Genomic DNA, 23,124 nt, shown 5'->3' with positions numbered 1-23,124 from the left:
TATCAGGGCCAGGCATATTCACAGGCTGTTCATTGTCAAAAGGCCAACGGAAGTAGTAAATGCCGTGTCTGGACAGCGAGAGATACGCATGCAGCTTCATTTTGTGTCACACCTGTGTGTCACACCACTCTAATGCTTGCTATCTATTTGCATTGTTAGGTTTTGGTGGAGCCTAGGGGAGTCGAACCCCTGACCTCTTGCATGCCATGCAAGCGCTCTCCCAACTGAGCTAAGGCCCCATGCAGGTACCGCCTTGGCGGTGGACGGACGTTTAAGAGACGCCGTTGAAGAGCGCAAGTCCAAAAACCAGATTCAGAGAAAAAGTTTTGAACCCGCCATCCGTAGATGCGGACGGGGCGGCAGGGGCCGCCCCGGACCGAAATCAGTTCTCGTCTTCCGACGACATGTCGGTGATGTCATCCAACGAAACATTGTCGTTGCTGTCGTCGTCATCGTCCAGAAGATCATCGTCCAGTTCGACGTCGACATTGTCGTCATCATCCAAAACCAGATCTTCGTCCGAGTCTGCGGCGCGCGCTTTCGCCGATGCTGCATCTTCGGCATCAGCAGCAATCATCCGGCTTTTGCCGGTTTCCAGTTCCACGATCTCGCCGGTGTAGGGGCTGATGATCGGATCCTTGTTCAGGTCATAAAACCGTTTGCCTGTTGTTGGGCAAACGCGCTTTACGCCCCATTCTTCCTTGGGCATGTCAAATCCCCTTGATATCAGGTGAGTCGTATAAACGATTCAGGTCACGTGCCACATGCAGCGGGCACTGTCAAAGCCTTTGCGCGAAGGAGAACGTACAATGGGGCGACATGCATTGCCCGGGCAGCCGCCAGTACCGCTGACATTGCGCAAATCGGCGCGGGCGCGGCGTATAAGTCTGAGAATTTCTCAACTGGATGGCCGCGTTACGCTGACCTACCCGCAGGGAGTTCCTGAATCAGAGGCACTGAGCTTTGCAAAGACCAAAGAAGACTGGATTCGCGAGCATCTGGAGGCGCGCCCTGATGCAGTTGATATCGGGTTTGGTGAGTCGATCCCGATCGAGGGTGTTGTGCGCCGAATCGTCCCTGCAGAGGGTCGTCGGATCTTGTTGGATCGGGATAATGTCAGTGTCCCAGCAGGAGGTGAGGCGCGCCGCCTCGCGCGTTTCCTGAAGGAGCTGGCACGTGACCGGCTAATCGGCGCCTGCGATGATTACGCCGCAATGTTGGGGCGGTCCTATTCCAGCCTCACGATGCGGGATACAAGATCCCGATGGGGGTCGTGCAGTTCGCATGGTGGGTTGATGTTTTCATGGCGGCTTATCCTCGCCCCGTCCGAGGTTTTGCACTATGTCGCAGCCCATGAGGTTGCGCATCTGGCAGAGATGAACCACTCGCCGGCGTTCTGGGCACAGGTCGAAAGGATTTTCGGCCCTTATTCCGAGCCGCGTAGGTGGTTACGAGAAAACGGGACCGATTTGCATCGCTATCGCTTTGATGCCGGAACCTAGTTGACGCCCCTTGGTTTTGTGATCACATGGAGGCCATGTTGAACGCGCGTCCCACGGATTCACAAACAGCAACTCATGACCGGGTATATCGTGCGCTTCGGTCTCGGATCATGCATGGGGAAATGGCTCCGGGGCAGGCGCTGACCCTTCGGGGGATTGGGAAAGAGTTCGGGGTCTCCATGACCCCGGCGCGAGAGGCGGTTCGAAGGTTGGCGGCTGAGGGCGCACTGTTCCTGTCTTCGTCTGGGCGCGTTTCCACCCCTGAACTGACCAACGATAGAATTGAAGAGCTTGCAGCGCTGCGTGCACTGCTTGAAGTGGAGCTGGCCAGCCGTGCCTTGCCACGGGCACATATGGCGCTGATTGACCGGCTGCAGACGATCAACATGACCGTCGCTGAAATGGTGACCAAGCGGGACGCGGTTGGGTATATCCGCTCGAATCTGGATTTTCATCGCACTCTGTACCTGCGTGCGCAGGCGCCAGCGATGCTGGCCATCGCCGAGACTGTCTGGCTGCAATTAGGCCCCACGATGCGCGCGTTGTATGGAAGGTTGCGCCGAACCGAGCCTCCTCACTATCACAAGCTGATTATCGCGGCCCTCAAAGCCGGAGATGAGCCGGGATTGCGTCTAGCTGTGCGATCGGATGTGACGCAGGGTTTGCGACTGCTGGTGGCCTGAGCGGCTTCTCGCTGACCAGTGATCAGGGATGAATCCAGATCACTGATGATGGATTTGCAAGCTGGTTTGGACAGCGCGTCTGCGATAGCATGAGGCAAATCACAACAAGAGCAGATTTCAGTTATGATCAATCGACGGACCTTTTCTATCGGACTCGGGTCAACGTTGCTGGCCGCGTGTTCAGGCGGTGGCACGCCCACCAGTGCACCGGCATCGCGGATGCGGGCGGTACCAAACGCTGGTTGGGATGCCTGGGTGGCGAGTTTCAAAGGGCGTGCGGCCTCACAGGGCATTTCGCAATCGACCATAGATCGTGCCTTTCAGGGGGCAGGTTATTTGCCCGATGTGATCGAGCGCGACCGCAATCAGGTTGAGTTCAAGCGATCACTTGAAGACTATCTGGCAATTGCTGCTTCGGATGAGCGGATCAGCACCGGCAAGCAAATGCTGCAAAAGCACAACGGAACGCTGTCGCAGATCGAGGCCCGGTACGGTGTCGACAAAGAGGTCGTTGTGGCCGTCTGGGGACTGGAAAGCCGTTATGGCGCGCGCCGTGGGGACGTACCGGTTATCTCGGCCACCTCAACCCTGGCCTATGACGGACGGCGAGGCGCATTTTTTGAAAAACAACTGGTGGCCGCGCTGAAGATCATTCAGGAGGGGGATACATCGCCCGCCAACATGACCGGCAGCTGGGCCGGGGCCATGGGGCATACGCAGTTCATCCCAACGTCTTACCTGGCTTACGCCGTGGATTTCACAGGCGACGGTCGTCGGGACATCTGGTCCGAGGACCCAACGGATTCGCTGGCCTCGACCGCCGCTTATCTGGCGCGGGCCGGTTGGGTGCGCGGACAACCATGGGGCGGCGAGGCGGGCACCGTCTCGGGCACCCCCGTTGCGGTATTGCAACCGCAAACGCCGGGGCCGCGCATAGCGGTGTTCCGCAATTTTCAGGTGATCAAGCGCTACAACAACTCTGACAGTTACGCGATTGGCGTTGGGCATCTGTCTGACCGGATCGCGGGCGGCGCACCGTTTCAGGCCTCGTTCGGCCCCGATGCAACCGGGCTGACGCTGGAGGACAGAAAAGAGCTGCAGCGCCGCCTGACATCGGCCGGATACGATACGCAGGGCGCAGATGGCGTCATCGGCAACAACACAAAATCCGCCATCAGCGACTATCAACGTGCCAAAGGTCTGCCGGTAACCGGAGACCCTTCGGCCGAATTGTTGCGCAGATTAGGTGGCTGACGGCTTACGCCGCCAACCCTTTGGAGCCGATATCCAGAAACTTTTGGCGGCGGTCCTTGACTAGGGCCGCCCCATCCTTGCCTTCCAGTTCTTTCAGCATGGCGGCAATGGCATTGCGCACGGATTCAACCGTTGCATCACGATCCCGATGGGCGCCGCCCTTGGGTTCATCGATGATATGGTCGCAAACGCCCAACTTGTGCAGGTCTTGGGCAGTCAGGCGCAGCGCCTCGGCGGCTTCGCGCATCTTCTCGGAATCCTTCCAGAGGATCGACGCGCAGCCTTCAGGCGAGATCACCGAATAAACAGAATGCTCCAGCATCGCGACGCGGTTGGCTGTTGCGAACGCAACCGCACCGCCTGAGCCACCTTCGCCGATAATCACGGACACCAACGGGACACCAATTTTCAGGCACATCTCAGTCGAACGCGCGATAGCCTCGGACTGGCCGCGTTCTTCAGCACCCTTGCCGGGATAAGCGCCGGCGGTATCAATCAGTGTGATGACGGGCAGGCCAAACCGACCGGCCATTTCCATTAGGCGCACGGCTTTGCGATAACCTTCAGGACGGGCCATGCCGAAATTGCGTTCGATCCGCGATTTGGTATCCGATCCCTTTTCATGTCCTATGACCATAACAGGCTGGTCATTGAAGCGCGCCAACCCACCGATCACGGCCAGATCGTCGGCAAAGTTCCGGTCCCCAGCGAGCGGGGTGAACTCGGTGAACAGGGCCTCGACATAGTCCTTGCAATGGGGGCGTTCCGGATGGCGCGCAACCTGGCATTTCCGCCAGGGCGTCAGATCGCCATACAGCTCGTCCAGCAACTTGGCGGCTTTGGCATCCAGTGCCGCTGCCTCTTCAGAAATATCCATCTCTTCGTTGGCGCGGGCCAGTGCACGCAATTCTTCTGCTTTGCCTTCGATCTCGGCCAGCGGTTTTTCGAAATCCAGATACTGAGTCATGACGCCTCTCAACGCGGAAGTTCCCTGCTATATGACCCGAGGTCGTCCCGGATGCAACTCAGCAAGATTTGTGGATCTGGATTGTGGCACCACCAAGAAGCAAACGGAAAGAAGGATGCCAAAGATGGCAACCAGTTACGAAGATCGGGTTCTGCGCGTGCTGACCCATATCTGCGATCATCTCGATGGAGATCTGTCGCTGGATGTTCTGGCCGATGTTGCGGCGGTGTCCTAATTTCACTGGCACCGCGTTTTTCGTGCCATCACTGGTGAAACCTGCGCGCAAGCCGTGCGAAGAGTGCGTTTGCATCGCGCAGCCATCCGGCTTGTTGGCGCGGACATAAAATCGCGCTGTCGACCCCCTGAGAAGTCAGCGTTAAACGATTTTCGCTGATGCGCCCCCTTCCACTAAATGAGAACGGACAGTGTGTGGGGTATCAGTCTCAATTATTGCGCCGCTTGGTGGTTCTGCAAAAAAGCCCGTGTCAGTCGCTGAGGTTCAGTCTAAAAGCCCCTGCGTAGAGAGTCGCAGGACTTCCGATGTAAGGTAATTGACCCAGCAGACCTTATTGAGGCTGGCCAGCTTGATGGATTATAAGCGATTTTCCGAACGAAATTTGGCTAGGAAAGTATTTCGATGACAAAGGACGGCATGGATCAACCTGCAAATCTCCCGCTTGATGGAGAGCGGAAACTTCCCGAACTCCAAAGAGTGGCCGAGATTGAACAGCTTCATCGGTACCAACTGGCCCGCAGTCTGGCCACCGGGCTGGATGTTCTGGATATTGCCTGTGGCGAGGGTCACGGAACCGACGCTATTGCCGCAAATGCCAAGTCGGTTGTCGGGGTGGACATCAGCGAGCCGGCTGTGAGGCATGCAAAGCTCCATTATCGAGATCCAAACCTCTCTTTCCACGTCGGCAGCGCCACGGATATTCCGCTTCCAGATGATTCCGTAGATATGGTCACTTCTTTTGAGACCATTGAACATCTGGAAGAATACGACCGCATGATGCAGGAATTGCAACGTGTACTTCGGCCCGGCGGATTATTGTTGATATCAAGCCCTAATAAACTCGAGAACCCCGGCAAGTCCCTGGGTGATAGCCCACTTCATGGGAAAGAGCTTTCAACTGACGAACTCGTTGAACTGGTCGACGGCTACTTTTCAAACACATGTCACTATGGCCAACGTCTGAGCACGGCGTCGCTCATTGCTAACGACCAGAGCGCTGCATTTCGTGTATTAGCCGACAGCGATATCCACGATAACGTCGCGAATGCTCGTCATGATCTTGTTCTTGCCTCGGACGGTGAACTGCCTGAACTGCCGAACTCGATCTATGAAATTCCTGGTGTTCCGCTGGAACCCTATTCCGTCGAGGACATGCAAAATGGCGCGACAGACCAGAAGGAAAAGCCAAAGCAGGCGATGGGCGAGCAAGAACAAAGTTCATCTCCGGAAGATTCTCTGAGCAAACTCAAGGGAACCTTGGCAGAGCGCGATGAGATCATTTCCCATCTCATCGAACATCTTCGGAGCACAACGATAGCTGCCAATGAGGTAGTTCAAAGTAGATTCTGGCGCAAAACCAGCCTGAAGCGGCGTCTGTCAAACAGCATGCGCAAACGCCGCGGACGACCCAAGAGAATTTGGCCGGAAAAATTTGAAACACCCGATTTCGTTGAGCGCATTCTGGCCGGTGACACCAATGTCAACTTGTTCCTGCCGGACCGACGCGCCAGTGCAGCGCAAGGTGTAATCCCACCTTTCGGTCGCTACGGAAAAGGGCCGAACCTGCCTGTTGTTCAATATTCACAGGTGAAGGAAGGCTTTGTTGACTATATCCCTCATGAGACGCTTGAAACTGTTGTAAAGGCCATTGCCTTTTATCTACCGCAATATCATCCTTTTCCCGAAAACGACAAATGGTGGGGCAAAGGTTTCACCGAGTGGACCAATGTAGGTAAAGCGCACCCTCTTTTTGCAGGGCACCATCAGCCACATTGCCCCATACACTTGGGATACTATGATCTGCGCCTTCCTGAGGTCATGGAAGAGCAGGCGAGATTGGCGCGCAACTATGGCGTGTCCGGGTTCGCATATTACTTCTACTGGTTTGCGGGCAAGCTGCTCATGGAAAAGCCGCTTGAAGCAATGCGCGACAACCCCAACGTAGACATGCCGTATTGCATGATCTGGGCCAACGAAAACTGGACTCGCCGCTGGGATGGGTTGGATCAGGAAATCCTGATCGCACAGGACCATTCGTTGGAAGATTCACGTGCTATGCTTCAGTATCTTGAATCCTTCATGAAGGACCCGCGGTACATTCGTATTAACGGGAAACCCCTGTTCATCGTTTATCGGGCACACCTGATTCCTGACTTCAAGGAAACCGTTCAGATGTGGCGGGAGCAGGCAAAAGAGATGGGGCTGGACGGATTGTATGTCGTTTCTGCTCAAACTGCCGATAGTGGAACGCCAGAAGAGCTTGGTCTGGATGCAGCCATGCAATTCCCACCTCATGCTGTTGATGCAAAGAATGTCACCAAACTCGTCGATAACCTAGCCAATGAGTTTGAGGGCGGCATCTATGACTACGATGATATTGTATCCAAGGAGGTCCGCAAAGAACCCTCGGCGAAGAAGACCTTCCGGACGGCCATGCTGTCTTGGGACAATACTGCGCGGCGGGGTCTGAAGGCATCGGTATTCACTGATTTCAGCCTGACCCGCTATAGCCAGTGGTTGTCTGCGAATGTCGAAAATGCAGCCAAGGACCCTAACCTGTCGGATGATGAGCGTATCGTGTTCATTAACGCGTGGAACGAATGGGCAGAGGGTACTCATCTGGAACCGGATCAACTCTACGGATATGGCTATCTGGATGCCACGCAGAAAGTCCTTGCCAACTATGACTCTGCTTCGGCGCCCTTCCTGCGCCCGGAAATTCCCGAAACTACTGAGGCTCAATATGCCATCGTAGCTCATGTGCATTATTCGGATACATGGCCAGAGTTGAAAGAACTGATCGACACGCTGCCGCAGGGCGCGGTGGATGTCTATGTAACGACTACAAGTCTGGAAGCGGCACTGATTGTCTCCAGAAGCATGCCGGAAGCTCATGTTGAGCTCGTCGACAACCGTGGCCGGGACGTTCGCCCATTCCTTATCACGGCGAAACGTATTGCGCACCTTAACTATCGGGCTGTCTGCAAGGTGCACGGCAAAAAGTCGGTTTACCGGGTCGATGGTGACAAAATCCGCAAGAGCACACTGAGCGCGCTGATCAACAAGTCGGCTATCAAGAAATTTGAAGCGGACCCCAAGCTGGGAATGCTGGCGACGAAGCAATCAGTTCATAAACACGAGTCAGTCAACATGCGCCACAATCGTGCGACTGTTAAAGAACTAGCGCGCGAGATTGGACTTGAATATCGAGATGGCCAGTTCATAGCAGGAACCATGTTCTGGATTACGCCGAAGGCCGTCGAGCCTCTGTTGAAGCTGAACATCAACGATTTTGACGTTGAACGCGGTTTGGCTGATGGCACCCTTGCCCATGCCGTAGAGCGCGTGTTCGTCAACCTCGTGGAAAAATCAGGTTATCGGCTGGAGTCTTTCTGAGGCAGGTGGATTGGTTGCTCCGGCAAGGAGTGGCGCTGCAAAAAGGTGCGGGAGCGTCGGCGCTCCTGCCCGAATGAACAAGAACTGTATTGTCCATGCAGGAATTCCAATGTGGCAGGCATTCGCGTCAAAACGGTGCTTTGACAAGCTGTGTTTCACAGATCGTCTTGTGCTTTCAGCTTTCTTTGTTCAGACGGACTTACCCTACGGTCTCTGAAACAGGTCATCCCGGCCAGAGAACCGGATAGAGCGAGGCGACCAGCAATATTGCCATTGTCCAGTTGAACATCACCAACCGTCGCGGGTTCGTCAGAATCCGCGCCATTTGCTGACCAAGTACCGTCCAGGTGCTGACCGAGGGCAGGTTTATTGCGCCGAACACCAGCGCAACGATGATGATCGCATTCAGCGTCTGACCGGGCGCGTAGGCGGTTGTTGCCGTCAACGCCATTGCCCATGCCTTGGGATTGACCCACTGAAACGCAGCCGCTTGCAAGAAAGTCATCGGGCTGCCTGTTGCGTCCCGGCTCTGAGCTGGAGCGGCGTGGGCGATTTTCCACGCCAGATATAGCAGATATACAACTGACGCGACTTTGAGCACCGTGTAGCTGACGGGATATCGGTCGAACAACTGAACAAGCCCGGCGCCAACCAGCAACACCATAAATGTAAAACCTAGTCCGATGCCCAGCATATGCGGGATCGTGCGGCGAAACCCGAAGTTGGCACCCGATGCCATCAGCATCAGATTGTTCGGTCCCGGAGTGATCGAGGACACGAAAGCAAAGGCAATCAGAGCAAGCAGTATTTCATAAGTCATGCTGCGATTAATTGCCTGTTATTGTTCTAATGAAATTGCGTTCTTGTGCGTATCGGTGATATTTTCGCAATTAATGACGAAGATGGATAAAATAAACCGCGATATATTGCGCGAATTGTCTTTGGATGGCCGCATCAGCAATCTGGATCTGGCAGATCGTATCGGCCTTTCGCCTTCGGCCTGTCTTCGGCGCGTGCAGGAACTTGAACGATCGGGCGTGATCTCGGGCTATCGGGCTGTGCTTGACCCCGCAGCTATGGGCGTGGGTTTTGTGGCTTATATCGGTGTAGGGTTGGGCGAGCATACCAAAGCGGCGCAAGAAGGTTTTGAGCGCGCCTTGCAGCGCGCGCCCGAAGTGGTCGAATGTCACAATATTACAGGCACCATTGAATATCTGTTGCGGGTCGAATGTGCAGATCTGCCCTCGTACAAGACATTCCACACAGAAGTGCTGGGAACGCTTGCGCATGTGACCTCGATAACGTCCTATGTCGTGATGGGATCGCCCAAGGATCTGAGGGCCTGAAGCCCAGAATGTGAACCTTAACCATCTTGCAGGGTTAATTTTCAGCGCCTAGTGTCATCACAAATATGTCGCTGACTGGGGTTATGACCCCAAAACGGCGCCAACATCAGGGAGATGACCATGAAACTCGTTCGGACAGGAGCGATGGCTGCAGCCGTAGCGTTGATTGCAGGTGCTGCCTTTGCGGCGCCATTGAAATTGCAACCGGCCAGCCCGCAGCCCTCAAATCCAAAAGCTGGCTTGAACGTCAAGTATGTCGGGAACGGCACGCAGCGAAAGATTAGAGATCTCAAACAGGCCAAACGGTTGTTGTCCAAGGCCAAACCAGGTCAACCGCTGCGCGGATTGGACTACCGTGACACGGATAAGGGTGATCCGGTTCTTACGTTCAGCGACCCTTACAACGTTGCAGCCGAGATTTCGGGCTACATCCGGTTTGATGCGCCGGGCGTCTACGAGCTTGAAACATGGTCGAATGACGGGATTGAGGCCTATGTGGGTGGCCAGCAGATCGGCTATGTCACCGGCATTCAAGGGTGCGAGGCCAACCAACGGACCGAAGTCGAAGTTCCCAAAGCGGGCTGGTATCCGGTCAAGATCAATTACTTCCAAAAGCTTGGAACATCGTGCCTGATGATGAAATGGGGCAAGAAGGGTGATCGCGTCACCTGGGTTCCCAACAACGTCTTTGGGCGCTGAGACCTCGATAGCGTTGCATCAATGAAAAAGGGCGCTCACCGAGCGCCCTTTAAATTTGCCTGTGGCAGATATCAGCTGCCTGCCGCGATCAGCTCGGCCTGCGCAACGATCACCTCGGCCTGCTTGATCGAGGCGATGTCGACCAACCGGCCTTTGTACACAGTAGCACCTTCGCCATTAGCCTTGGCCTGCTCCATGGCGGCCAGAATCTCGCGGGCTTCCGATACAGCCTCATCCGATGGGGTGAAGACCTGATTGGCCAACGCGATCTGCTTGGGATGGATCGCCCATTTGCCAACCATGCCCAGTGTCGCAGAGCGTTTGGCTTGTGCGATATAGCCTTCATCATCCGAGAAATCGCCAAACGGACCGTCAACCGGTAGCACACCATGGGTACGACATGCGGCAACGATCGCGGCTTGTGCCCAATGCCACGGGTCAGACCAGTGTTTCTCGCCTTCGCGCAGCATGTAGTAGTTTTCCTGCGTACCGCCGATGCCGGTGGTTTGCATGCCCATTGAGGCTGCGAAATCGGCAGCTCCCAGGCTCATTGCCTGCATGCGAGGCGACGAGGCTGCGATCTCTTCCACATGGGCGATCCCGGCCGCGGATTCTATGATCACTTCAAAGCTGACGGGCTTTGTGCGGCCTTTGGCGCGTTCGATTGCGGTGACCAATGCGTCGACTGCATAGACATCGGCAGCGCAACCTACTTTTGGGATCATGATCTGATCAAGGCGGTCACCGGCCTGCTCCAGCAGGTCAACAACGTCGCGATACCAATAGGGCGTATCCAGCCCGTTGATACGCACTGACATGTACTTATTGCCCCAACCGACGGTATTCAGCGCCTCGATCACGTTGGCGCGGGCGGCATCTTTGTCCGTCGGTGCGACCGAGTCCTCGAGGTCGAGGTTAATCACATCCGCAGCGGAAGCTGCCATTTTGGGGAACAGTTTTGTGTTCGAACCAGGGCCGAACAACTGGCACCGATTGGGACGTGCCGGGGCAGTGGGTTGGATGCGGAAACTCATCTGGACCTCGCGTGAGTAATGAAATTACGATTTTCCTGCTCAATGAGGTATTAAATTGCGCGAGTCTGCGCAAGCATCATTGTGCATCTGCGGCAATGCTGGCGCAGCATATCGTTTTGGAGTGGGTGATCGTGGTGATTAAAGTTTAATCAGTTTGTAAACTTCGAAGATTTTTGCGCGTTGTGAAAAAATAGCGCAAAAATCTTCCACCTGCATGGCGGTTAGTCGGGATATACGCGAAACGCTCGCCAAAACGGTTCTCTAGTTTATGCCGGAATCAAAGGAGTGCACCGCAATGATCGAGACACCGTATTTGCTGTTTTTGGGCGATGCGCCCGACCAATTGGCGGCCAAAGTGGCCCAGGGCATCAAAGACTGGCGCCCGGAAAACGCAGTAGGCCAGTTGCGCATGGATGGCTGCAAAGCCGATCTGGGCCTGAAGGACATGGACCTGATTGAAGCACGTGAAGCTGGTGCCAAAACACTTGTGATCGGCGTTGCCAACCGTGGTGGCGTGATCAGTAAAGAGTGGAAAAAAGTGCTTGTCGCCGCCCTTGAGGAAGGTTTCGACCTGGCATCCGGCTTGCACAACCTGCTGCGGGATGAGCCCGATCTTGTCGCGGTTGCAGAGGCAACCGGACAAAAACTTCACGACGTTCGCGTCCCCGAAGTGGACTATCCCATTGCAAACGGCATCAAGCGCAAAGGCAAACGTTGCCTTGCTGTCGGAACCGACTGTTCAGTGGGCAAAATGTATACGGCCATGGCGATGGATGCCGAAATGCGCAAGCGCGGCATGAAGTCGACCTTCCGCGCCACTGGTCAGACCGGCATCCTGATCACCGGTGATGGCGTACCGTTGGACGCGGTCATTGCTGATTTCATGGCCGGCTCGGTCGAATGGCTGACGCCTGACAATGATGAAGATCATTGGGACCTGATCGAAGGGCAAGGCTCGCTATTCCACGTATCGTATTCGGGCGTGACCATGGCGCTGGTCCACGGCGGCCAACCGGATGCCCTGATCCTGTCGCACGAGCCGACCCGCGAGCATATGCGCGGTCTGCCAACCTATCAGCTGCCGACACTGGAAGCGCTGCGTGATACCGCGCTGGCGATGGCCAAGGTTGCCAACCCGGACTGTCAGGTTGTCGGCGTTTCGGTCAATACGCAGCACATGAGTGAAGCGGACGCGACCGCCTATCTGGCAAAGGTCGAGGCCGATATGGGCCTGCCTGCCACCGATCCCTATCGCTTTGGTGCGGGCAAACTGGTCGACGCGCTGGCCGCGATGTGATCAATAAGACCCGCCGGGGGTGCCTCCGGCGGGCAAACTTTGACAAAGTGAAGGAGCGGGCGCGTGCAGATTGAAGTCTCTCGTGATGTATTCCGGCTGGCTCAGGTCTTTACGATCTCTCGCGGGTCGCGAACCGAAGCCAAGGTGCTGACTGTGCGTGTCTCGGACGGAACGCATCAGGGCTGGGGCGAGTGCGTGCCCTATGCGCGTTATGACGAAACGCTTGAGTCGGTCGAAGCCGAGATTGCTGGCCTGCCGAACGCGTTTGATCGTACCAAACTGATGGACCTGCTGCCTGCGGGCGCAGCGCGGAATGCGGTGGATTGTGCGCTATGGGATCTGGAGGCCAAACGGGCTGGAAAACGTGCCTGGGATCTGGCCGGATTGCCAATGCCGGGTCCTGAGATCACAGCGTATACCCTGTCGCTCGACACGCCTGAGAAAATGCAGGCGCAAGCAGCAGAAAACGCCTTTCGCCCCTTGCTAAAGATCAAGCTCGGTACGCCGGATGACATGCCGCGTTTGGAGGCCGTTCGCGCAGGAGCGCCGGACGCCAAGATCATCGTGGACGCCAACGAGGGCTGGTCGGCTGAAGTGTACGCTGATCTTGCCCCGCATCTGGTGAGGCTGGGTGTGGCGCTGGTCGAGCAACCTCTGCCCGCGGGAGAGGACGATGCGCTGATCGGAATGGATCGTCCGGTGCCGGTATGTGCAGACGAGTCCTGCCATGACCGCAGCAGCCTGCCAAAGCTGAAAGGCAAATATGATGTGGTCAACATCAAGCTCGACAAGACAGGCGGCCTGACCGAAGCGCTGGCCCTGCGCGAGCAGGCGCTGGTCGAGGGCTATCGCGTGATGGTTGGCTGCATGGTCGGAAGCTCTTTGGCGATGGCGCCTGCGACACTGTTGGCACAAGGAGCGATGGTAACGGACCTTGACGGCCCGTTGCTGCTGGCCGAAGACCGCGACAACCCGCTGATTTTTGATGATGCCGGAGTGCACCCGCCCAAAGCGGACCTCTGGGGTTGAGGAGACAAGATATGACCCGCACCGTTTATGTAAATGGCGAATACCTGCCCGAGACCGAGGCTAAGGTTTCGATCTTTGACCGTGGTTTTCTGTTCGCTGACGCGGTTTACGAAGTCACCAGCGTTCTGGATGGCAAGCTGATCGATTTCGAAGGCCATGCTGTGCGCCTGAAACGGTCGCTGGATGAGCTGGAGATGTCCGAGCCCTGCTCTAAGGACGAACTGCTGGAGATTCACCGCAAGCTGGTGGAACTGAACGGCATCGAGGAAGGTCTGATCTATTTGCAGGTTAGCCGTGGATCGGATGGCGATCGGGATTTTGTGTTCCCATCGGCAGATACAAAACCCAGCCTGGTGCTGTTCACTCAGAACAAGCCGGGTCTGGCCGATAGCCCCGCGGCCCAAAAGGGTGCCAAAATCATCTCGATCGAGGATATCCGCTGGGGCCGTCGCGACATCAAGACCGTGCAGCTTCTCTACCCTTCGATGGGCAAGATGATGGCCAAGAAGGCTGGTTGCGACGATGCGTGGCTGGTCGAAGATGGTTATGTAACCGAGGGCACCAGCAACAACGCCTATTTCGTCAAGAACGGAAAGATCGTCACGCGTCCGCTGTCAAACGACATTTTGCACGGCATCACCCGCAAGGCAGTGTTGCGGATGGCCGCCGAAGCCCAGATGGAAATCGAAGAGCGCCTGTTCACCATTGATGAGGCGAAAGAGGCAGATGAAGCCTTCACCACTTCGGCCAGCGCCTTTGTCATGCCTGTGGTCGAGATCGACGGAGTGACGCTGGGCGATGGTACCCCTGGTCCTATCGCAAAGCGTCTGCGTGAGATTTATCTGGACGAGAGCCGCAAGGCAGCGATCTGAGCATCCGTGAAATAGAAACTGAAAAAGGCCCGCTGATCCAGCGGGCCTTTGTTATTCTCGGCGAGGGCTAAGTTAGTCCTTTTTGCCGACATTCTCTTCGAAGGCGACTTCGAAAGCGGCCTGCTTTTCCGGGCTGGCCTCGGTCTGATAGTTTGCTTTCCATTCGGCCATGGTCATGCCGTAGAAAATCTCGCGGGCCTCATCCTTGCCCATCTCGATGCCTTTTTCGTTGGCTGCTTCCTGATACCAGCGCGACAGGCAGTTCCGGCAAAATCCTGCAAGGTTCATCATGTCGATGTTCTGCACATCAGTACGGTCTTGCATCAGATGCTTTTGCAGGCGGCGGAAAGCAGCGGCCTGAAGTTCAATTTCGGTTTGCTGGTCCATTGTCGGGCTCCGGATAAGTGTCTCGCGTCCTGTATCTGAACTACCAACCCGAAGGCTGCGATACAATAAACACAACGCTTGCTGGCGCCTTGCAGAATTAAATTGTGATTTATGCCAGCTTGAGCGCCAGCCACGGCATCAGGCAGAACACGATGGTCAGGATTTTATAATTCGCCAGATACCTGAAGTATGCCCTCTTTACGTCCGCACGCTCCATCTGGAACATTCGACCGTGAATGCCCGCGATCCAGTCCTGCAGGACAACAATCATCAAGGTCGTAAAAACCAAAAGGCCGAGGTTAAGAACCGTCATCCAGCCGAAGACGGTCGTCAGGAATTCCTGAGTCATGGTCGTCTCCTTTCCTCCAATATATGGGGTTCAGGATACGCGCTCTCAATAATATGAGGATCGGAAACTACCTGCTATGACCCTACGTCATAAGCCACTTTCACTGAGTGCGTCTTGCAGCACGGAGGCCAGGCGCTCCGCCCATTCGCGTTGTCCGGCATGGTCCCCGATCAGGTCATTGCGCAGCTCAATCAGTGCGTTTGGACGGCCAAAGGTAGTGCAGTGCTTATCAATCGCATCTCCGGGCAGAACGCCGGTATAGGGTTCATTGACCCCGACACACAGGTCCCCTTCCGCTTCGAGCCGATTGATGAGGGGGCGCGAGAAGCGTTCATCCGGGGTGTGCAGTACGCCGATATGCCACGGGCGCGGGTCACGGCCACGCAGTTGGCGGGTAAACGAGTGCATGGACACGATGACCGCATGGGGCAGGGCGGCCATTTGTGCCAGAGCTTCGTGATAAGGGCGATAGCACATATTCAGTCGCCGCTCACGCTCGGCCGCATCTGCGTGCCGGTTGCCGGGGATGATCGAGCCGTCATAGAGTTTCATCAGGAGGGTCGGATCATCCTCACCGCGGTTTGGATCAATCACAAGGCGTGAGAAATTGGCCGCGATAACAGGTGCGTTCAGGATCTCACCCAAATGCTTTGAGACTTCGTAGGCGCCCACATCATAGGCAATGTGACGTTCCATGTCTTCACGCGGCAGACCCAGATCGCCCCCGTTGATTTCAGGTGGTACGGTGTTGGTTGCATGGTCGCATGTGATCAGCCAGCGGGACGGGCGATCCGCGCCGTGTACGAAAAACGGGGTGTATGTCATGAGCCTGTCATCTAGTTTGCCGCAGGTGTAGGGCAGTTGCTTGAGAAAGGGAATTGCGCAATAAGCACACCAACGCAATGTTTGCGATAACATCGAGCGGACGAGGAGAGCAAAGCTAATGCGACGCCTGAGAAATGTGAAAATCGTGGCGACGCTGGGGCCGGCGTCCAATGACTATGATACAATCCGCGCCTTGCACGAGGCCGGGGCGGATGTATTCCGCCTGAATATGAGCCATGGCAGTCACGACGAAATTCGGGAACGGCATCGGATTATTCGGCAAGTAGAAAAAGATCTGGACAGCCCGATTGCTATTCTGGCGGATCTGCAGGGCCCGAAATTGCGTGTTGGGGTGTTTGCGAATGACGCGGAAGAACTGATTGAGGGTGAAGCGTTTCGGTTGGACCTTGATGAAGCGCCCGGTGACGCCAAGCGGGTTTGCTTGCCACATCCTGAGATCTTTGCCGCTCTTGAACCGGGTGCTCGCCTGCTGGTTAACGACGGAAAAATTCGTCTGACCGTTGAAGCCTGCGGCCGCGATTTTGCCGACTGTAAAGTTGAAACCGGAGGCACCATCTCGAACCGCAAGGGTGTGAATGTGCCAGACGTTGTTCTGCCGCTGGCGGCCCTTTCTGAAAAGGATCGCGACGATCTGGAGTTTGTTTGCCAGCTAGGCGTGGATTGGCTTGCCCTGAGCTTTGTTCAGCGCGCCAAGGACGTCTTCGAGGCGCGCTCGCTTGCAGATGGCCGAGCCGCGATCCTCTCCAAGATCGAAAAACCAGCTGCGGTAGAAGCGTTTGCCGATATTCTCGATGCCTCCGACGGGATCATGGTAGCGCGCGGTGATCTCGGTGTGGAATTGCCTGTATCTGCTGTGCCGCCAATCCAGAAAAGACTGGTCCGCAAATGCCGGGCAGCAGCCAAGCCGGTGATTGTGGCCACACAGATGCTGGAAAGCATGATCGAAAGCCCGATGCCGACGCGCGCTGAGGTCTCAGACGTTGCAACTGCGATCTACGAAGGCACAGACGCGATCATGCTGAGCGCGGAATCGGCGGCAGGCTCGTATCCGATCGAGGCTGTTCAGACCATGAACAAGGTCGCCATCGAGGTTGAGGCCGATCCGACCTATACTCAGATTATCGCAGCCTCCCGTACGGCCAAGGGCACGACTGTTGCAGATGGCATCGTTGCAGCAGCCCGTGAGATCGCGGAAAAGACTGAAATCAAGGCAATCTGTTGTTTCACGCAAAGCGGGACGACTGCGCTGCTGACTGCACGCGAACGCCCGGGAGTGCCGATCATTGCCATGACCTCGCTCAAGGGAACCGCGCGCAGGTTGTGCCTGAGCTGGGGTTGTAATTGCGTCATGACGCCCGAGCTTGAGCGGTTCAAAAGCGCTGTCGTCAACGCTGCCCGTGCAGCGCGCTCAGGTGGGTTTGCAGGGCAATCAGATCAGATAGTGGTGACAGCAGGCGTTCCGTTCAACGTTCCGGGGACAACCAACATCCTGCGCGTAGCGCCGTGTGATGAACGCATGATTTATAGCACCGATCCCGAGTAAGCCGGATCAGGTGAAATCTGCTAATTGCGGTTGGGTGAGATTGGACCTCATCGGGTTGGTTCCCGGTGAGGTCCTAACTTGATACGACCTGAAAAACTCTGATTTTTAAGCGGAATTTGACCGCTAGAGACGAATTTGGCAAAATGGTTTCCATTTTCAGGTGATTTATCCTGATACTTACAGTGGGCGGTCTCACAATAAGTTCCAAGTTCCGGCTGCCCTGTCGGGGACACGGGCCTCGATCAAACAAACAAAACGGAGGAACGGCATGACAACGAAAATTGTCATTGGACTGGACGGGACAGAAACCGGGGAACGCGCAATCGCTTTTGCCAAGGACATGGCTCAACGTATTGGATCGTGCGAACTTCTGGCAGTGTATGTCATTGAATGGTCCCCATTTACATTTCAAACACCGGAAGAAAATGCCCTGCGCCACAAACGGCGTGAGGAGGAAGTTGAACTCGCGACATCCCGAATTGTGAATCCAGCGGTGGATGCACTCAAACAAGCCGGGTTCGAAGCACATGGCATCGTGCGCCATGGCGATGTTGCCGAGACGCTGAACGAAATCACTGTCGAAAACGGTGGATCGCAAATTGTGGTCGGTCGGGCCTCGGCGGATGGCTTCAAGAAACGTCTGTTCGGAAGCTCGACACAAAACCTGGTCATGCATGCCGACGTTCCGGTCACGGTCGTGAACTGAGGGGAGGGATTGATATGAAAACGCTAAAACAACTAAGCCTTCCTGCAATCGTCGCAATGTTCGCGGCGGGCACTGCCACGGCTCAAGAAGCGCCGGGCATTGATGAAAAGATCAATCAGGCGTTTGCTGATTTTACTGGACCATTCGTCAGCTTCATTTTTGCACCATTTCCGGGAACCGGGTTTCCGTGGATCGTAGGGTGGCTGGTGATTGCGGCAACAGTATTCACGCTGTATTTCGCCTTTGTTCAGCTACGCTTCTTTGGCCATGCGATCAGCTTGGTAAAGGGCGACTATTCTGATCCCAACGATGCGGGCGAGGTCAGCCACTTTCAGGCATTGGCAACGGCGCTGTCCGGTACTGTTGGCCTTGGTAACATCGCCGGGGTGGCGGTGGCCGTGGGCATCGGCGGGCCGGGAGCGACCTTCTGGATGATCGTCGCGGGCCTGTTGGGCATGGCGTCGAAGTTCACCGAATGTACGCTTGGCGTGAAATACCGGAATGAATACGAAGACGGTACCGTTTCAGGTGGCCCGATGTACTACATGTCCAAAGGGTTTAACGAGTTGGGTCTGCCGGGCGGAAAGATACTGGCCGTTCTGTTCTCGATCTTCTGTATCCTTGGCGCGCTGGGCGGGGGCAACATGTTCCAGGCCAATCAGGCGCATCAGCAGATCGCAGGCATCTTCGGACAATACCCTGGCTGGATTACAGGTGTTGTCTTTGCAGGCATCGTTTTCGCAGTGATCGTCGGTGGTCTGAAATCCATTGCTCGGGTGACTGAAAAAGTCGTTCCGTTCATGGGTATCATGTACGTTCTGGCTGCCATCGTAATCATTGCGATGCACGCAGACCAGATCGGCTGGGCCTTCGGCCAGATCTTTGCAGGCGCTTTCACCGGACTGGGTGTTGCGGGCGGCATGGTCGGTGCGTTGATTCAGGGTTTCCGCCGGGCCGCCTTCTCGAACGAAGCAGGCGTGGGTTCCGCAGCCATTGCACACTCGGCCGTTCGGACCAAAGAGCCGATCACCGAGGGTTTTGTATCCCTGTTGGAGCCGTTCATCGACACAGTTGTGATCTGTACCATGACTGCGCTGGTGATCATCATCACGCAGCAGTTGATCGTCGATCCGGAAACCGGTCTTTACATGCTGACCGAGGATGGCAGCGGGATCGCCACCGTAGACGGCAATTCCGGCGTCAGCCTGACATCGGCGGCCTTTGGCAGTGCCTTTAGCTGGTTCCCGTATGTCCTCGCGATTGCGGTGGTGTTGTTTGCCTTTTCGACCATGATCAGCTGGTCCTATTATGGCCTCAAAGCCTGGACCTATCTGTTTGGTGAAGGCCACACCAAAGAACTGGTGTTCAAGATCATCTTCTGCATTTTTGTGGTGATCGGTGCAGCGGCCAATCTGGGGCCGGTCATTGACTTCTCGGATGCAGCAATCTTTGCGATGGCGGTTGTGAACGTCTTTGCGCTCTACTTCCTGATGAAAGTGGTGCGTCAGGAGTTGGCTTCCTACGCGTCGCGGCTTAAGAGCGGAGAAATCCGTAAGTTTGCGGACTAAAACGACTTCACCGGGGCGGTCTTGCTGCCCCGGTGACTGACCGGCGCCTGAAAAGCGCAAAAACTGGTCGAAAACCCCTTGCCAGTATGACCGAACTTGCGTAAACGGCGCTTCTGATCGCGTGACCGGCCGAGATGGCATGCCGAGTCGCGTTTGGAACCGAACCCCGAAAGGAGACGGAAATGCCTAAGATGAAGACAAAGTCGAGCGCCAAGAAGCGCTTCAAGGTGACTGCGACCGGTAAGGTCATGGCAGGCCAGGCCGGTAAACGGCACGGCATGATCAAGCGGACCAAGAAGTTCATCCGCGACGCCCGTGGCACCACCACCCTGTCCGCCCCCGACGCCAAGATCGTCAAGGGCTACATGCCCTACGACCGCTAAGAGGAGATTAAGAGATGTCCCGCGTTAAAGGTGGAACCGTAACTCACGCCCGTCACAAGAAGGTTATCAAGGCCGCCAAAGGTTACTATGGCCGCCGCAAGAGCACCTTCAAGGTTGCCCGTCAGGCCGTCGACAAGGCCAACCAGTATGCAACCCGCGACCGTAAGAACCGCAAGCGCAACTTCCGCGCGCTGTGGATCCAGCGTATCAACGCGGCTGTCCGTTCGCATGACGAAGCACTGACATATTCCCGCTTCATCAACGGCCTGAACCTGGCCGGTATCGAAGTGGACCGTAAAGTTCTGGCCGACCTGGCTGTGCACGAACCGGAAGCGTTCGGCGCGATCGTCGCCAAAGCTCAGGCCGCTCTGGCTGCCTGATCCTCTATTCAGAGAGACAGTGAATGAAGGGCCGCTCCGAAAGGAGCGGCCCTTTTCATTTCGATTGGTGCACTGTTCTTGGAGCGAGAAAAGCGAAGCGGGCTAATGCTACTGGGGACCAGAGGTCTGATAGTCCCGGCTCCACCCATCTTCGTACTCCCCCAGCACTCTGGAAAGATTCAGAAGTGAAGCAAAGAAACGGGCATAGACATCCCGTGACAACAAAGGCTTGTTGTCGTCCAGCAACTGTACAAATTTGACGACATCCGAGGCGATTGCTTCATAGACTTGCTTGTCCGCGGGCGTCGGGTCCAGGGTCCAGATATTATGTTCATCATAGTATCTGGCTGGCTGTGGTTCGTCATCGTTCATCAAGTGGTTCCTTCAGTTTGAAACACACTTGGGAGCGAAGAAAACACAGGCAATATCTGTGGCTTGAAGTCACAAGTAATTGGCGGGAGTAACAAAGTTTTTCTGATCAAAGCCGGTCAAATTATTAATTTTTGCCGTCCTTCTTCACCAGTTGCGCCGCAAAAGCCACGCCCGTTCCCGGACCGGCGTAAGTCACCATGATAACATCATCCAGATAGACTCCGTTGAAAATTCCGGACGATACGTCATCTCCGGATATCCCTGCTTCTGCTAGGACAAAGCGGGTAGGGTCGTCCAGACTAAACGTGCCCATCGCCTCTTCGACGATCCACTCGGTATCGCCAATCCGACGCCATCGGTTCGTGGCGGTGATCAGGTTGCCATCCAGCTTGGTGATCTCCAGCTCCATCTCGGTTTTCAGCAGGCCTTTTTCGTGGTTCGGGTTGGATTTGGCGAAGGCGACCAGATAGGTGCCATGCCAGGTGCCTACGATCTGCGGAAAGCCGCTGCCTTCGTCGGCGTTGGATGGGGTGGCGACCGCAAGAATGACCAAAGCGGCGAGGCTTCGGATGAAGTTTAGTACCATTGGACAATTCTCCTGCATTGCGATGAGGTGGAGGCAGGGTACCCGAGTTGGTTCTTTTGACAAACCCGTGTGAGCAAACACAAAAAAACCGGCGCGGTGGGCGCGCCGGTTTCGAGGTTTCCGCCTGATGGTGTGAGTGGTGGCGGAGGTAATGTACGCGCGTCAGCCGAATACACGCCCCAGTGCGCCATCAACCGCGTCAGTGATCTGGTCGATGTCGTCTGCGGTTGCAATCAGCGCAGGCGAGAAGCACAGCGTGTTGTTGCGGCTGGGGATCGAGCGGTTGGTAGCCCCGATGATGACGCCCTGCGCCATACAGTCCGCCACAACCGCCTGAACGCGTTTCTCGTCCATCGGATCTTTGGTGGCCCGGTCGGTAACCAGTTCAGCGCCCAGGAACAGGCCCTTGCCGCGTACGTCGCCGATCACCTTGTGCTTTTCCATCAGCGCCTGCAGGTTGCCCATCATGCGGTCACCCATGTCGGTGCAGTTCTGCAGCAGGTTTTCGTCTTCGATGATGCGCATGTTCTCGATTGCAGCAGCCGGACCGGCGGTGCAGCCACCAAAGGTTGAGATGTCACGGAAGTAGTTCAGCGGATCCGAGGCGTCGTCCTTGAACATGTCAAAGACTTCTTCGGTTGTGACCATCACAGCGATCGCTGCATAGCCTGAGGCAACGCCTTTGGCCATGGTCACGAAGTCCGGCTTGATGCCGTACTGCTGATAGCCGAACCAGGTGCCGGTACGACCCACGCCGCAGACAACCTCGTCAATGTGCAGCAGGACGTCGTACTTCTTGCAGATTTCCTGCACGCGTTCCCAATACCCTTCGGGCGCTTCGATAACGCCACCGCCTGCAGTCACTGGCTCGAGGCACAGCGCGCCAACGGTTTCGGGACCCTCGCGCAGGATTACCTCTTCGATTGCATCTGCAGATGCCTTGCCGAACGCCTCACCAGACAGGTCTTCCATGCCCAGTTCATGCTTGCGGTACTCCATGCAGTGCGGAACGCGAATGAAGTCAGGGGCAAACGGGCCGTACTGCGCAGTACGCTCGTCCTGACCACCTGCCGACATGGTCGCCAGGGTCGAGCCATGATAGTCGCGGTCGCGATACAGGATCTTGGTTTTCTTGCCGCCATAGCGCTTGTGCGCGATCTGGCGAACCATCTTGAACACCTTCTCGTTCGCCTCAGAGCCCGAGTTGGTGTAATAGACCCGGCTCATGCCCGGCATTTTGTCGATGAGCTTTTCAGCAAAGATCGAACCGGGGATCGAACCCGCGGTATTCGCGAAGTAGCACAGCTTCATCAGCTGGTCGTAGACGGCCTTGCAGATGGATTCGCGGCCATAGCCTACGTTTACCGTCCACACGCCGCCAGAGACCGCATCCAGATGCTCTTTGCCTTTCTGGTCCCAGACACGCATGCCTTTGCCTTCGACAATGATACGGGGATCATTGGTTTCAAAAGGCTTATGCTGGATCAGGTGATGCCAGATATGGGCGCGGTCGGCTTCGACCACACGGGAAAGATCGTTTTCGTTGAACGTGCCGTCCATGACATGTCCTTTCAAGAGTGAGGCAGCGTGCGGGAATCAAGTAGCCCGGTCAGCGCGTATTAACGTGATGCTGCAGATCAGCGCGAATGGCCGATGCGAAGTAGGGCCAGATTCGCTGATAGGTTATCTC

Annotated in this window: 24 protein-coding genes, 1 tRNA gene and 1 pseudogene; 15 read left to right on the top strand and 11 right to left on the bottom strand. The window is 55.9% G+C overall.

Annotated features, from left to right (window positions below; translation table 11 throughout):
- Positions 1–163 precede the first annotated feature (163 nt).
- Both GOX61_RS12105 and GOX61_RS12100 read right to left on the bottom strand, forming a co-directional pair.
- Positions 164–239, bottom strand: a tRNA-Ala gene (locus tag GOX61_RS12105).
- Positions 240–382: 143 nt separating this feature from the next.
- Positions 383–709: a TIGR02300 family protein gene (locus GOX61_RS12100; protein WP_155149090.1), complete on the bottom strand. Its 327-nt coding sequence runs from the start codon at positions 707–709 to the stop codon at positions 383–385.
- Positions 710–809: 100 nt separating this feature from the next.
- Here GOX61_RS12100 and GOX61_RS12095 point away from each other — a divergent pair, with 100 nt between their 5' ends.
- The 3 genes from GOX61_RS12095 (at position 810) to GOX61_RS12085 (ending at position 3,439) form a co-directional block, all read left to right on the top strand.
- On the top strand, positions 810–1,502 hold the full coding sequence (locus tag GOX61_RS12095) for a M48 family metallopeptidase (protein WP_254436848.1): 693 nt from the start codon (positions 810–812) through the stop codon (positions 1,500–1,502).
- Positions 1,503–1,537: 35 nt separating this feature from the next.
- Positions 1,538–2,185 (top strand): GntR family transcriptional regulator, encoded by a 648-nt coding sequence (locus GOX61_RS12090; RefSeq protein ID WP_155149093.1) that lies wholly within the window; start codon positions 1,538–1,540, stop codon positions 2,183–2,185.
- 123 nt (positions 2,186–2,308) lie between these two features.
- Positions 2,309–3,439 carry a lytic murein transglycosylase gene (locus tag GOX61_RS12085; protein WP_170334015.1) on the top strand — a complete coding sequence of 377 codons (1,131 nt, stop codon included), beginning with the start codon at positions 2,309–2,311 and terminating at the stop codon, positions 3,437–3,439.
- A 4-nt stretch (positions 3,440–3,443) separates the two neighbouring features.
- Here the strand turns inward: GOX61_RS12085 and GOX61_RS12080 are convergent, their stop codons facing one another.
- Entirely contained in the window at positions 3,444–4,406 is a 963-nt protein-coding gene (locus GOX61_RS12080; protein ID WP_170334013.1) for an acetyl-CoA carboxylase carboxyltransferase subunit alpha, read from the bottom strand.
- A 124-nt stretch (positions 4,407–4,530) separates the two neighbouring features.
- Here GOX61_RS12080 and GOX61_RS12075 point away from each other — a divergent pair.
- Positions 4,531–4,746 (top strand): annotated as a pseudogene (locus GOX61_RS12075) (AraC family transcriptional regulator); the annotation flags it as partial.
- Positions 4,747–5,043: 297 nt separating this feature from the next.
- Positions 5,044–8,037, top strand: a complete 2,994-nt coding sequence (locus GOX61_RS12070; protein WP_170334011.1) for a glycoside hydrolase family 99-like domain-containing protein — start codon at positions 5,044–5,046, stop codon at positions 8,035–8,037.
- A 223-nt stretch (positions 8,038–8,260) separates the two neighbouring features.
- Here the strand turns inward: GOX61_RS12070 and GOX61_RS12065 are convergent, their stop codons facing one another.
- The gene (locus GOX61_RS12065) at positions 8,261–8,857 is read right to left on the bottom strand and encodes a LysE family translocator (protein ID WP_170334009.1); all 597 of its coding nucleotides are present in this window, start codon (positions 8,855–8,857) and stop codon (positions 8,261–8,263) included.
- A gap of 73 nt (positions 8,858–8,930) precedes the next feature.
- Between GOX61_RS12065 and GOX61_RS12060 the strand changes: the two genes are divergently transcribed.
- Both GOX61_RS12060 and GOX61_RS12055 read left to right on the top strand, forming a co-directional pair.
- Entirely contained in the window at positions 8,931–9,383 is a 453-nt protein-coding gene (locus tag GOX61_RS12060) for an Lrp/AsnC family transcriptional regulator (RefSeq protein ID WP_170334007.1), read from the top strand.
- A 120-nt stretch (positions 9,384–9,503) separates the two neighbouring features.
- Positions 9,504–10,082 (top strand): PA14 domain-containing protein, encoded by a 579-nt coding sequence (locus tag GOX61_RS12055; RefSeq protein WP_155149105.1) that lies wholly within the window; start codon positions 9,504–9,506, stop codon positions 10,080–10,082.
- A 71-nt stretch (positions 10,083–10,153) separates the two neighbouring features.
- Here the strand turns inward: GOX61_RS12055 and GOX61_RS12050 are convergent, their stop codons facing one another.
- Positions 10,154–11,116 carry an L-malyl-CoA/beta-methylmalyl-CoA lyase gene (locus tag GOX61_RS12050; protein WP_170334005.1) on the bottom strand — a complete coding sequence of 321 codons (963 nt, stop codon included), beginning with the start codon at positions 11,114–11,116 and terminating at the stop codon, positions 10,154–10,156.
- A gap of 295 nt (positions 11,117–11,411) precedes the next feature.
- Between GOX61_RS12050 and dgcN the strand changes: the two genes are divergently transcribed.
- The 3 genes from dgcN to GOX61_RS12035 all read left to right on the top strand — a co-directional run bounded on the left by dgcN (position 11,412) and on the right by GOX61_RS12035 (position 14,314).
- Complete coding sequence (gene dgcN, locus GOX61_RS12045; protein WP_170334003.1) at positions 11,412–12,413, top strand: N-acetyltransferase DgcN; 1,002 nt, start codon at positions 11,412–11,414, stop codon at positions 12,411–12,413.
- A gap of 63 nt (positions 12,414–12,476) precedes the next feature.
- A complete protein-coding gene (gene dgcA, locus GOX61_RS12040; protein ID WP_170334002.1) occupies positions 12,477–13,442 on the top strand; it encodes an N-acetyl-D-Glu racemase DgcA in 966 nt (321 codons plus the stop codon).
- 11 nt (positions 13,443–13,453) lie between these two features.
- Positions 13,454–14,314 carry a D-amino-acid transaminase gene (locus tag GOX61_RS12035; protein ID WP_170333999.1) on the top strand — a complete coding sequence of 287 codons (861 nt, stop codon included), beginning with the start codon at positions 13,454–13,456 and terminating at the stop codon, positions 14,312–14,314.
- 72 nt (positions 14,315–14,386) lie between these two features.
- Here the strand turns inward: GOX61_RS12035 and GOX61_RS12030 are convergent, their stop codons facing one another.
- The 3 genes from GOX61_RS12030 to GOX61_RS12020 all read right to left on the bottom strand — a co-directional run bounded on the left by GOX61_RS12030 (position 14,387) and on the right by GOX61_RS12020 (position 15,875).
- Positions 14,387–14,701 carry a DUF1244 domain-containing protein gene (locus tag GOX61_RS12030; RefSeq protein WP_155149113.1) on the bottom strand — a complete coding sequence of 105 codons (315 nt, stop codon included), beginning with the start codon at positions 14,699–14,701 and terminating at the stop codon, positions 14,387–14,389.
- 109 nt (positions 14,702–14,810) lie between these two features.
- A complete protein-coding gene (locus GOX61_RS12025) occupies positions 14,811–15,050 on the bottom strand; it encodes a DUF6868 family protein (RefSeq protein WP_155149115.1) in 240 nt (79 codons plus the stop codon).
- A gap of 87 nt (positions 15,051–15,137) precedes the next feature.
- A complete protein-coding gene (locus GOX61_RS12020; RefSeq protein ID WP_170333997.1) occupies positions 15,138–15,875 on the bottom strand; it encodes an N-formylglutamate amidohydrolase in 738 nt (245 codons plus the stop codon).
- Positions 15,876–15,993: 118 nt separating this feature from the next.
- On the opposite strand from GOX61_RS12020, the gene pyk reads away from it, so the two are divergent.
- The 5 genes from pyk to rplT all read left to right on the top strand — a co-directional run bounded on the left by pyk (position 15,994) and on the right by rplT (position 20,476).
- Positions 15,994–17,439, top strand: a complete 1,446-nt coding sequence (gene pyk, locus GOX61_RS12015; RefSeq protein WP_155149118.1) for a pyruvate kinase — start codon at positions 15,994–15,996, stop codon at positions 17,437–17,439.
- A 268-nt stretch (positions 17,440–17,707) separates the two neighbouring features.
- Positions 17,708–18,145, top strand: a complete 438-nt coding sequence (locus GOX61_RS12010; RefSeq protein WP_170333989.1) for a universal stress protein — start codon at positions 17,708–17,710, stop codon at positions 18,143–18,145.
- 14 nt (positions 18,146–18,159) lie between these two features.
- Positions 18,160–19,713 (top strand): alanine/glycine:cation symporter family protein, encoded by a 1,554-nt coding sequence (locus tag GOX61_RS12005; RefSeq protein ID WP_170333987.1) that lies wholly within the window; start codon positions 18,160–18,162, stop codon positions 19,711–19,713.
- 182 nt (positions 19,714–19,895) lie between these two features.
- Positions 19,896–20,096: a 50S ribosomal protein L35 gene (rpmI, locus tag GOX61_RS12000; protein ID WP_005981143.1), complete on the top strand. Its 201-nt coding sequence runs from the start codon at positions 19,896–19,898 to the stop codon at positions 20,094–20,096.
- A gap of 14 nt (positions 20,097–20,110) precedes the next feature.
- Complete coding sequence (gene rplT, locus GOX61_RS11995) at positions 20,111–20,476, top strand: 50S ribosomal protein L20 (protein ID WP_008756009.1); 366 nt, start codon at positions 20,111–20,113, stop codon at positions 20,474–20,476.
- Positions 20,477–20,584: 108 nt separating this feature from the next.
- On the opposite strand, the gene GOX61_RS11990 is transcribed toward rplT, so the two are convergent.
- From GOX61_RS11990 to GOX61_RS11980, 3 genes are all read right to left on the bottom strand, one after another.
- Positions 20,585–20,848, bottom strand: a complete 264-nt coding sequence (locus tag GOX61_RS11990; RefSeq protein ID WP_155149122.1) for a hypothetical protein — start codon at positions 20,846–20,848, stop codon at positions 20,585–20,587.
- Between the two features lie 124 nt (positions 20,849–20,972).
- Positions 20,973–21,434 carry a hypothetical protein gene (locus GOX61_RS11985; RefSeq protein ID WP_155149124.1) on the bottom strand — a complete coding sequence of 154 codons (462 nt, stop codon included), beginning with the start codon at positions 21,432–21,434 and terminating at the stop codon, positions 20,973–20,975.
- A 162-nt stretch (positions 21,435–21,596) separates the two neighbouring features.
- The gene (locus GOX61_RS11980) at positions 21,597–22,994 is read right to left on the bottom strand and encodes an aminotransferase family protein (protein ID WP_155149125.1); all 1,398 of its coding nucleotides are present in this window, start codon (positions 22,992–22,994) and stop codon (positions 21,597–21,599) included.
- Between the last annotated feature and the right edge of the window lie 130 nt (positions 22,995–23,124).

The organism is Ruegeria arenilitoris, from assembly GCF_013030265.1.
Classification (GTDB): Bacteria; Pseudomonadota; Alphaproteobacteria; order Rhodobacterales; family Rhodobacteraceae; genus Ruegeria; species Ruegeria arenilitoris_E.
This window is presented reverse-complemented; position numbering and strand designations above follow the sequence as displayed.

What these genes read in the sequence shown, in the direction of transcription:
- GOX61_RS12025 (WP_155149115.1), bottom strand. Translation starts at nt 15,050, where the DNA reads ATGACTCAGGAATTCCTGACGACCGTCTTCGGCTGGATGACGGTTCTT.
- GOX61_RS12005 (WP_170333987.1), top strand. Translation starts at nt 18,160, where the DNA reads ATGAAAACGCTAAAACAACTAAGCCTTCCTGCAATCGTCGCAATGTTC.
- GOX61_RS12090 (WP_155149093.1), top strand. Translation starts at nt 1,538, where the DNA reads ATGTTGAACGCGCGTCCCACGGATTCACAAACAGCAACTCATGACCGG.
- GOX61_RS12085 (WP_170334015.1), top strand. Translation starts at nt 2,309, where the DNA reads ATGATCAATCGACGGACCTTTTCTATCGGACTCGGGTCAACGTTGCTG.
- GOX61_RS12030 (WP_155149113.1), bottom strand. Translation starts at nt 14,701, where the DNA reads ATGGACCAGCAAACCGAAATTGAACTTCAGGCCGCTGCTTTCCGCCGC.
- GOX61_RS12100 (WP_155149090.1), bottom strand. Translation starts at nt 709, where the DNA reads ATGCCCAAGGAAGAATGGGGCGTAAAGCGCGTTTGCCCAACAACAGGC.
- GOX61_RS11985 (WP_155149124.1), bottom strand. Translation starts at nt 21,434, where the DNA reads ATGGTACTAAACTTCATCCGAAGCCTCGCCGCTTTGGTCATTCTTGCG.
- GOX61_RS11980 (WP_155149125.1), bottom strand. Translation starts at nt 22,994, where the DNA reads ATGGACGGCACGTTCAACGAAAACGATCTTTCCCGTGTGGTCGAAGCC.
- GOX61_RS12065 (WP_170334009.1), bottom strand. Translation starts at nt 8,857, where the DNA reads ATGACTTATGAAATACTGCTTGCTCTGATTGCCTTTGCTTTCGTGTCC.
- pyk (WP_155149118.1), top strand. Translation starts at nt 15,994, where the DNA reads ATGCGACGCCTGAGAAATGTGAAAATCGTGGCGACGCTGGGGCCGGCG.
- GOX61_RS11990 (WP_155149122.1), bottom strand. Translation starts at nt 20,848, where the DNA reads ATGAACGATGACGAACCACAGCCAGCCAGATACTATGATGAACATAAT.
- GOX61_RS12095 (WP_254436848.1), top strand. Translation starts at nt 810, where the DNA reads ATGGGGCGACATGCATTGCCCGGGCAGCCGCCAGTACCGCTGACATTG.
- GOX61_RS12080 (WP_170334013.1), bottom strand. Translation starts at nt 4,406, where the DNA reads ATGACTCAGTATCTGGATTTCGAAAAACCGCTGGCCGAGATCGAAGGC.
- GOX61_RS12035 (WP_170333999.1), top strand. Translation starts at nt 13,454, where the DNA reads ATGACCCGCACCGTTTATGTAAATGGCGAATACCTGCCCGAGACCGAG.
- GOX61_RS12010 (WP_170333989.1), top strand. Translation starts at nt 17,708, where the DNA reads ATGACAACGAAAATTGTCATTGGACTGGACGGGACAGAAACCGGGGAA.
- GOX61_RS12020 (WP_170333997.1), bottom strand. Translation starts at nt 15,875, where the DNA reads ATGACATACACCCCGTTTTTCGTACACGGCGCGGATCGCCCGTCCCGC.
- rpmI (WP_005981143.1), top strand. Translation starts at nt 19,896, where the DNA reads ATGCCTAAGATGAAGACAAAGTCGAGCGCCAAGAAGCGCTTCAAGGTG.
- GOX61_RS12060 (WP_170334007.1), top strand. Translation starts at nt 8,931, where the DNA reads ATGACGAAGATGGATAAAATAAACCGCGATATATTGCGCGAATTGTCT.
- dgcN (WP_170334003.1), top strand. Translation starts at nt 11,412, where the DNA reads ATGATCGAGACACCGTATTTGCTGTTTTTGGGCGATGCGCCCGACCAA.
- GOX61_RS12055 (WP_155149105.1), top strand. Translation starts at nt 9,504, where the DNA reads ATGAAACTCGTTCGGACAGGAGCGATGGCTGCAGCCGTAGCGTTGATT.
- GOX61_RS12050 (WP_170334005.1), bottom strand. Translation starts at nt 11,116, where the DNA reads ATGAGTTTCCGCATCCAACCCACTGCCCCGGCACGTCCCAATCGGTGC.
- rplT (WP_008756009.1), top strand. Translation starts at nt 20,111, where the DNA reads ATGTCCCGCGTTAAAGGTGGAACCGTAACTCACGCCCGTCACAAGAAG.
- GOX61_RS12070 (WP_170334011.1), top strand. Translation starts at nt 5,044, where the DNA reads ATGACAAAGGACGGCATGGATCAACCTGCAAATCTCCCGCTTGATGGA.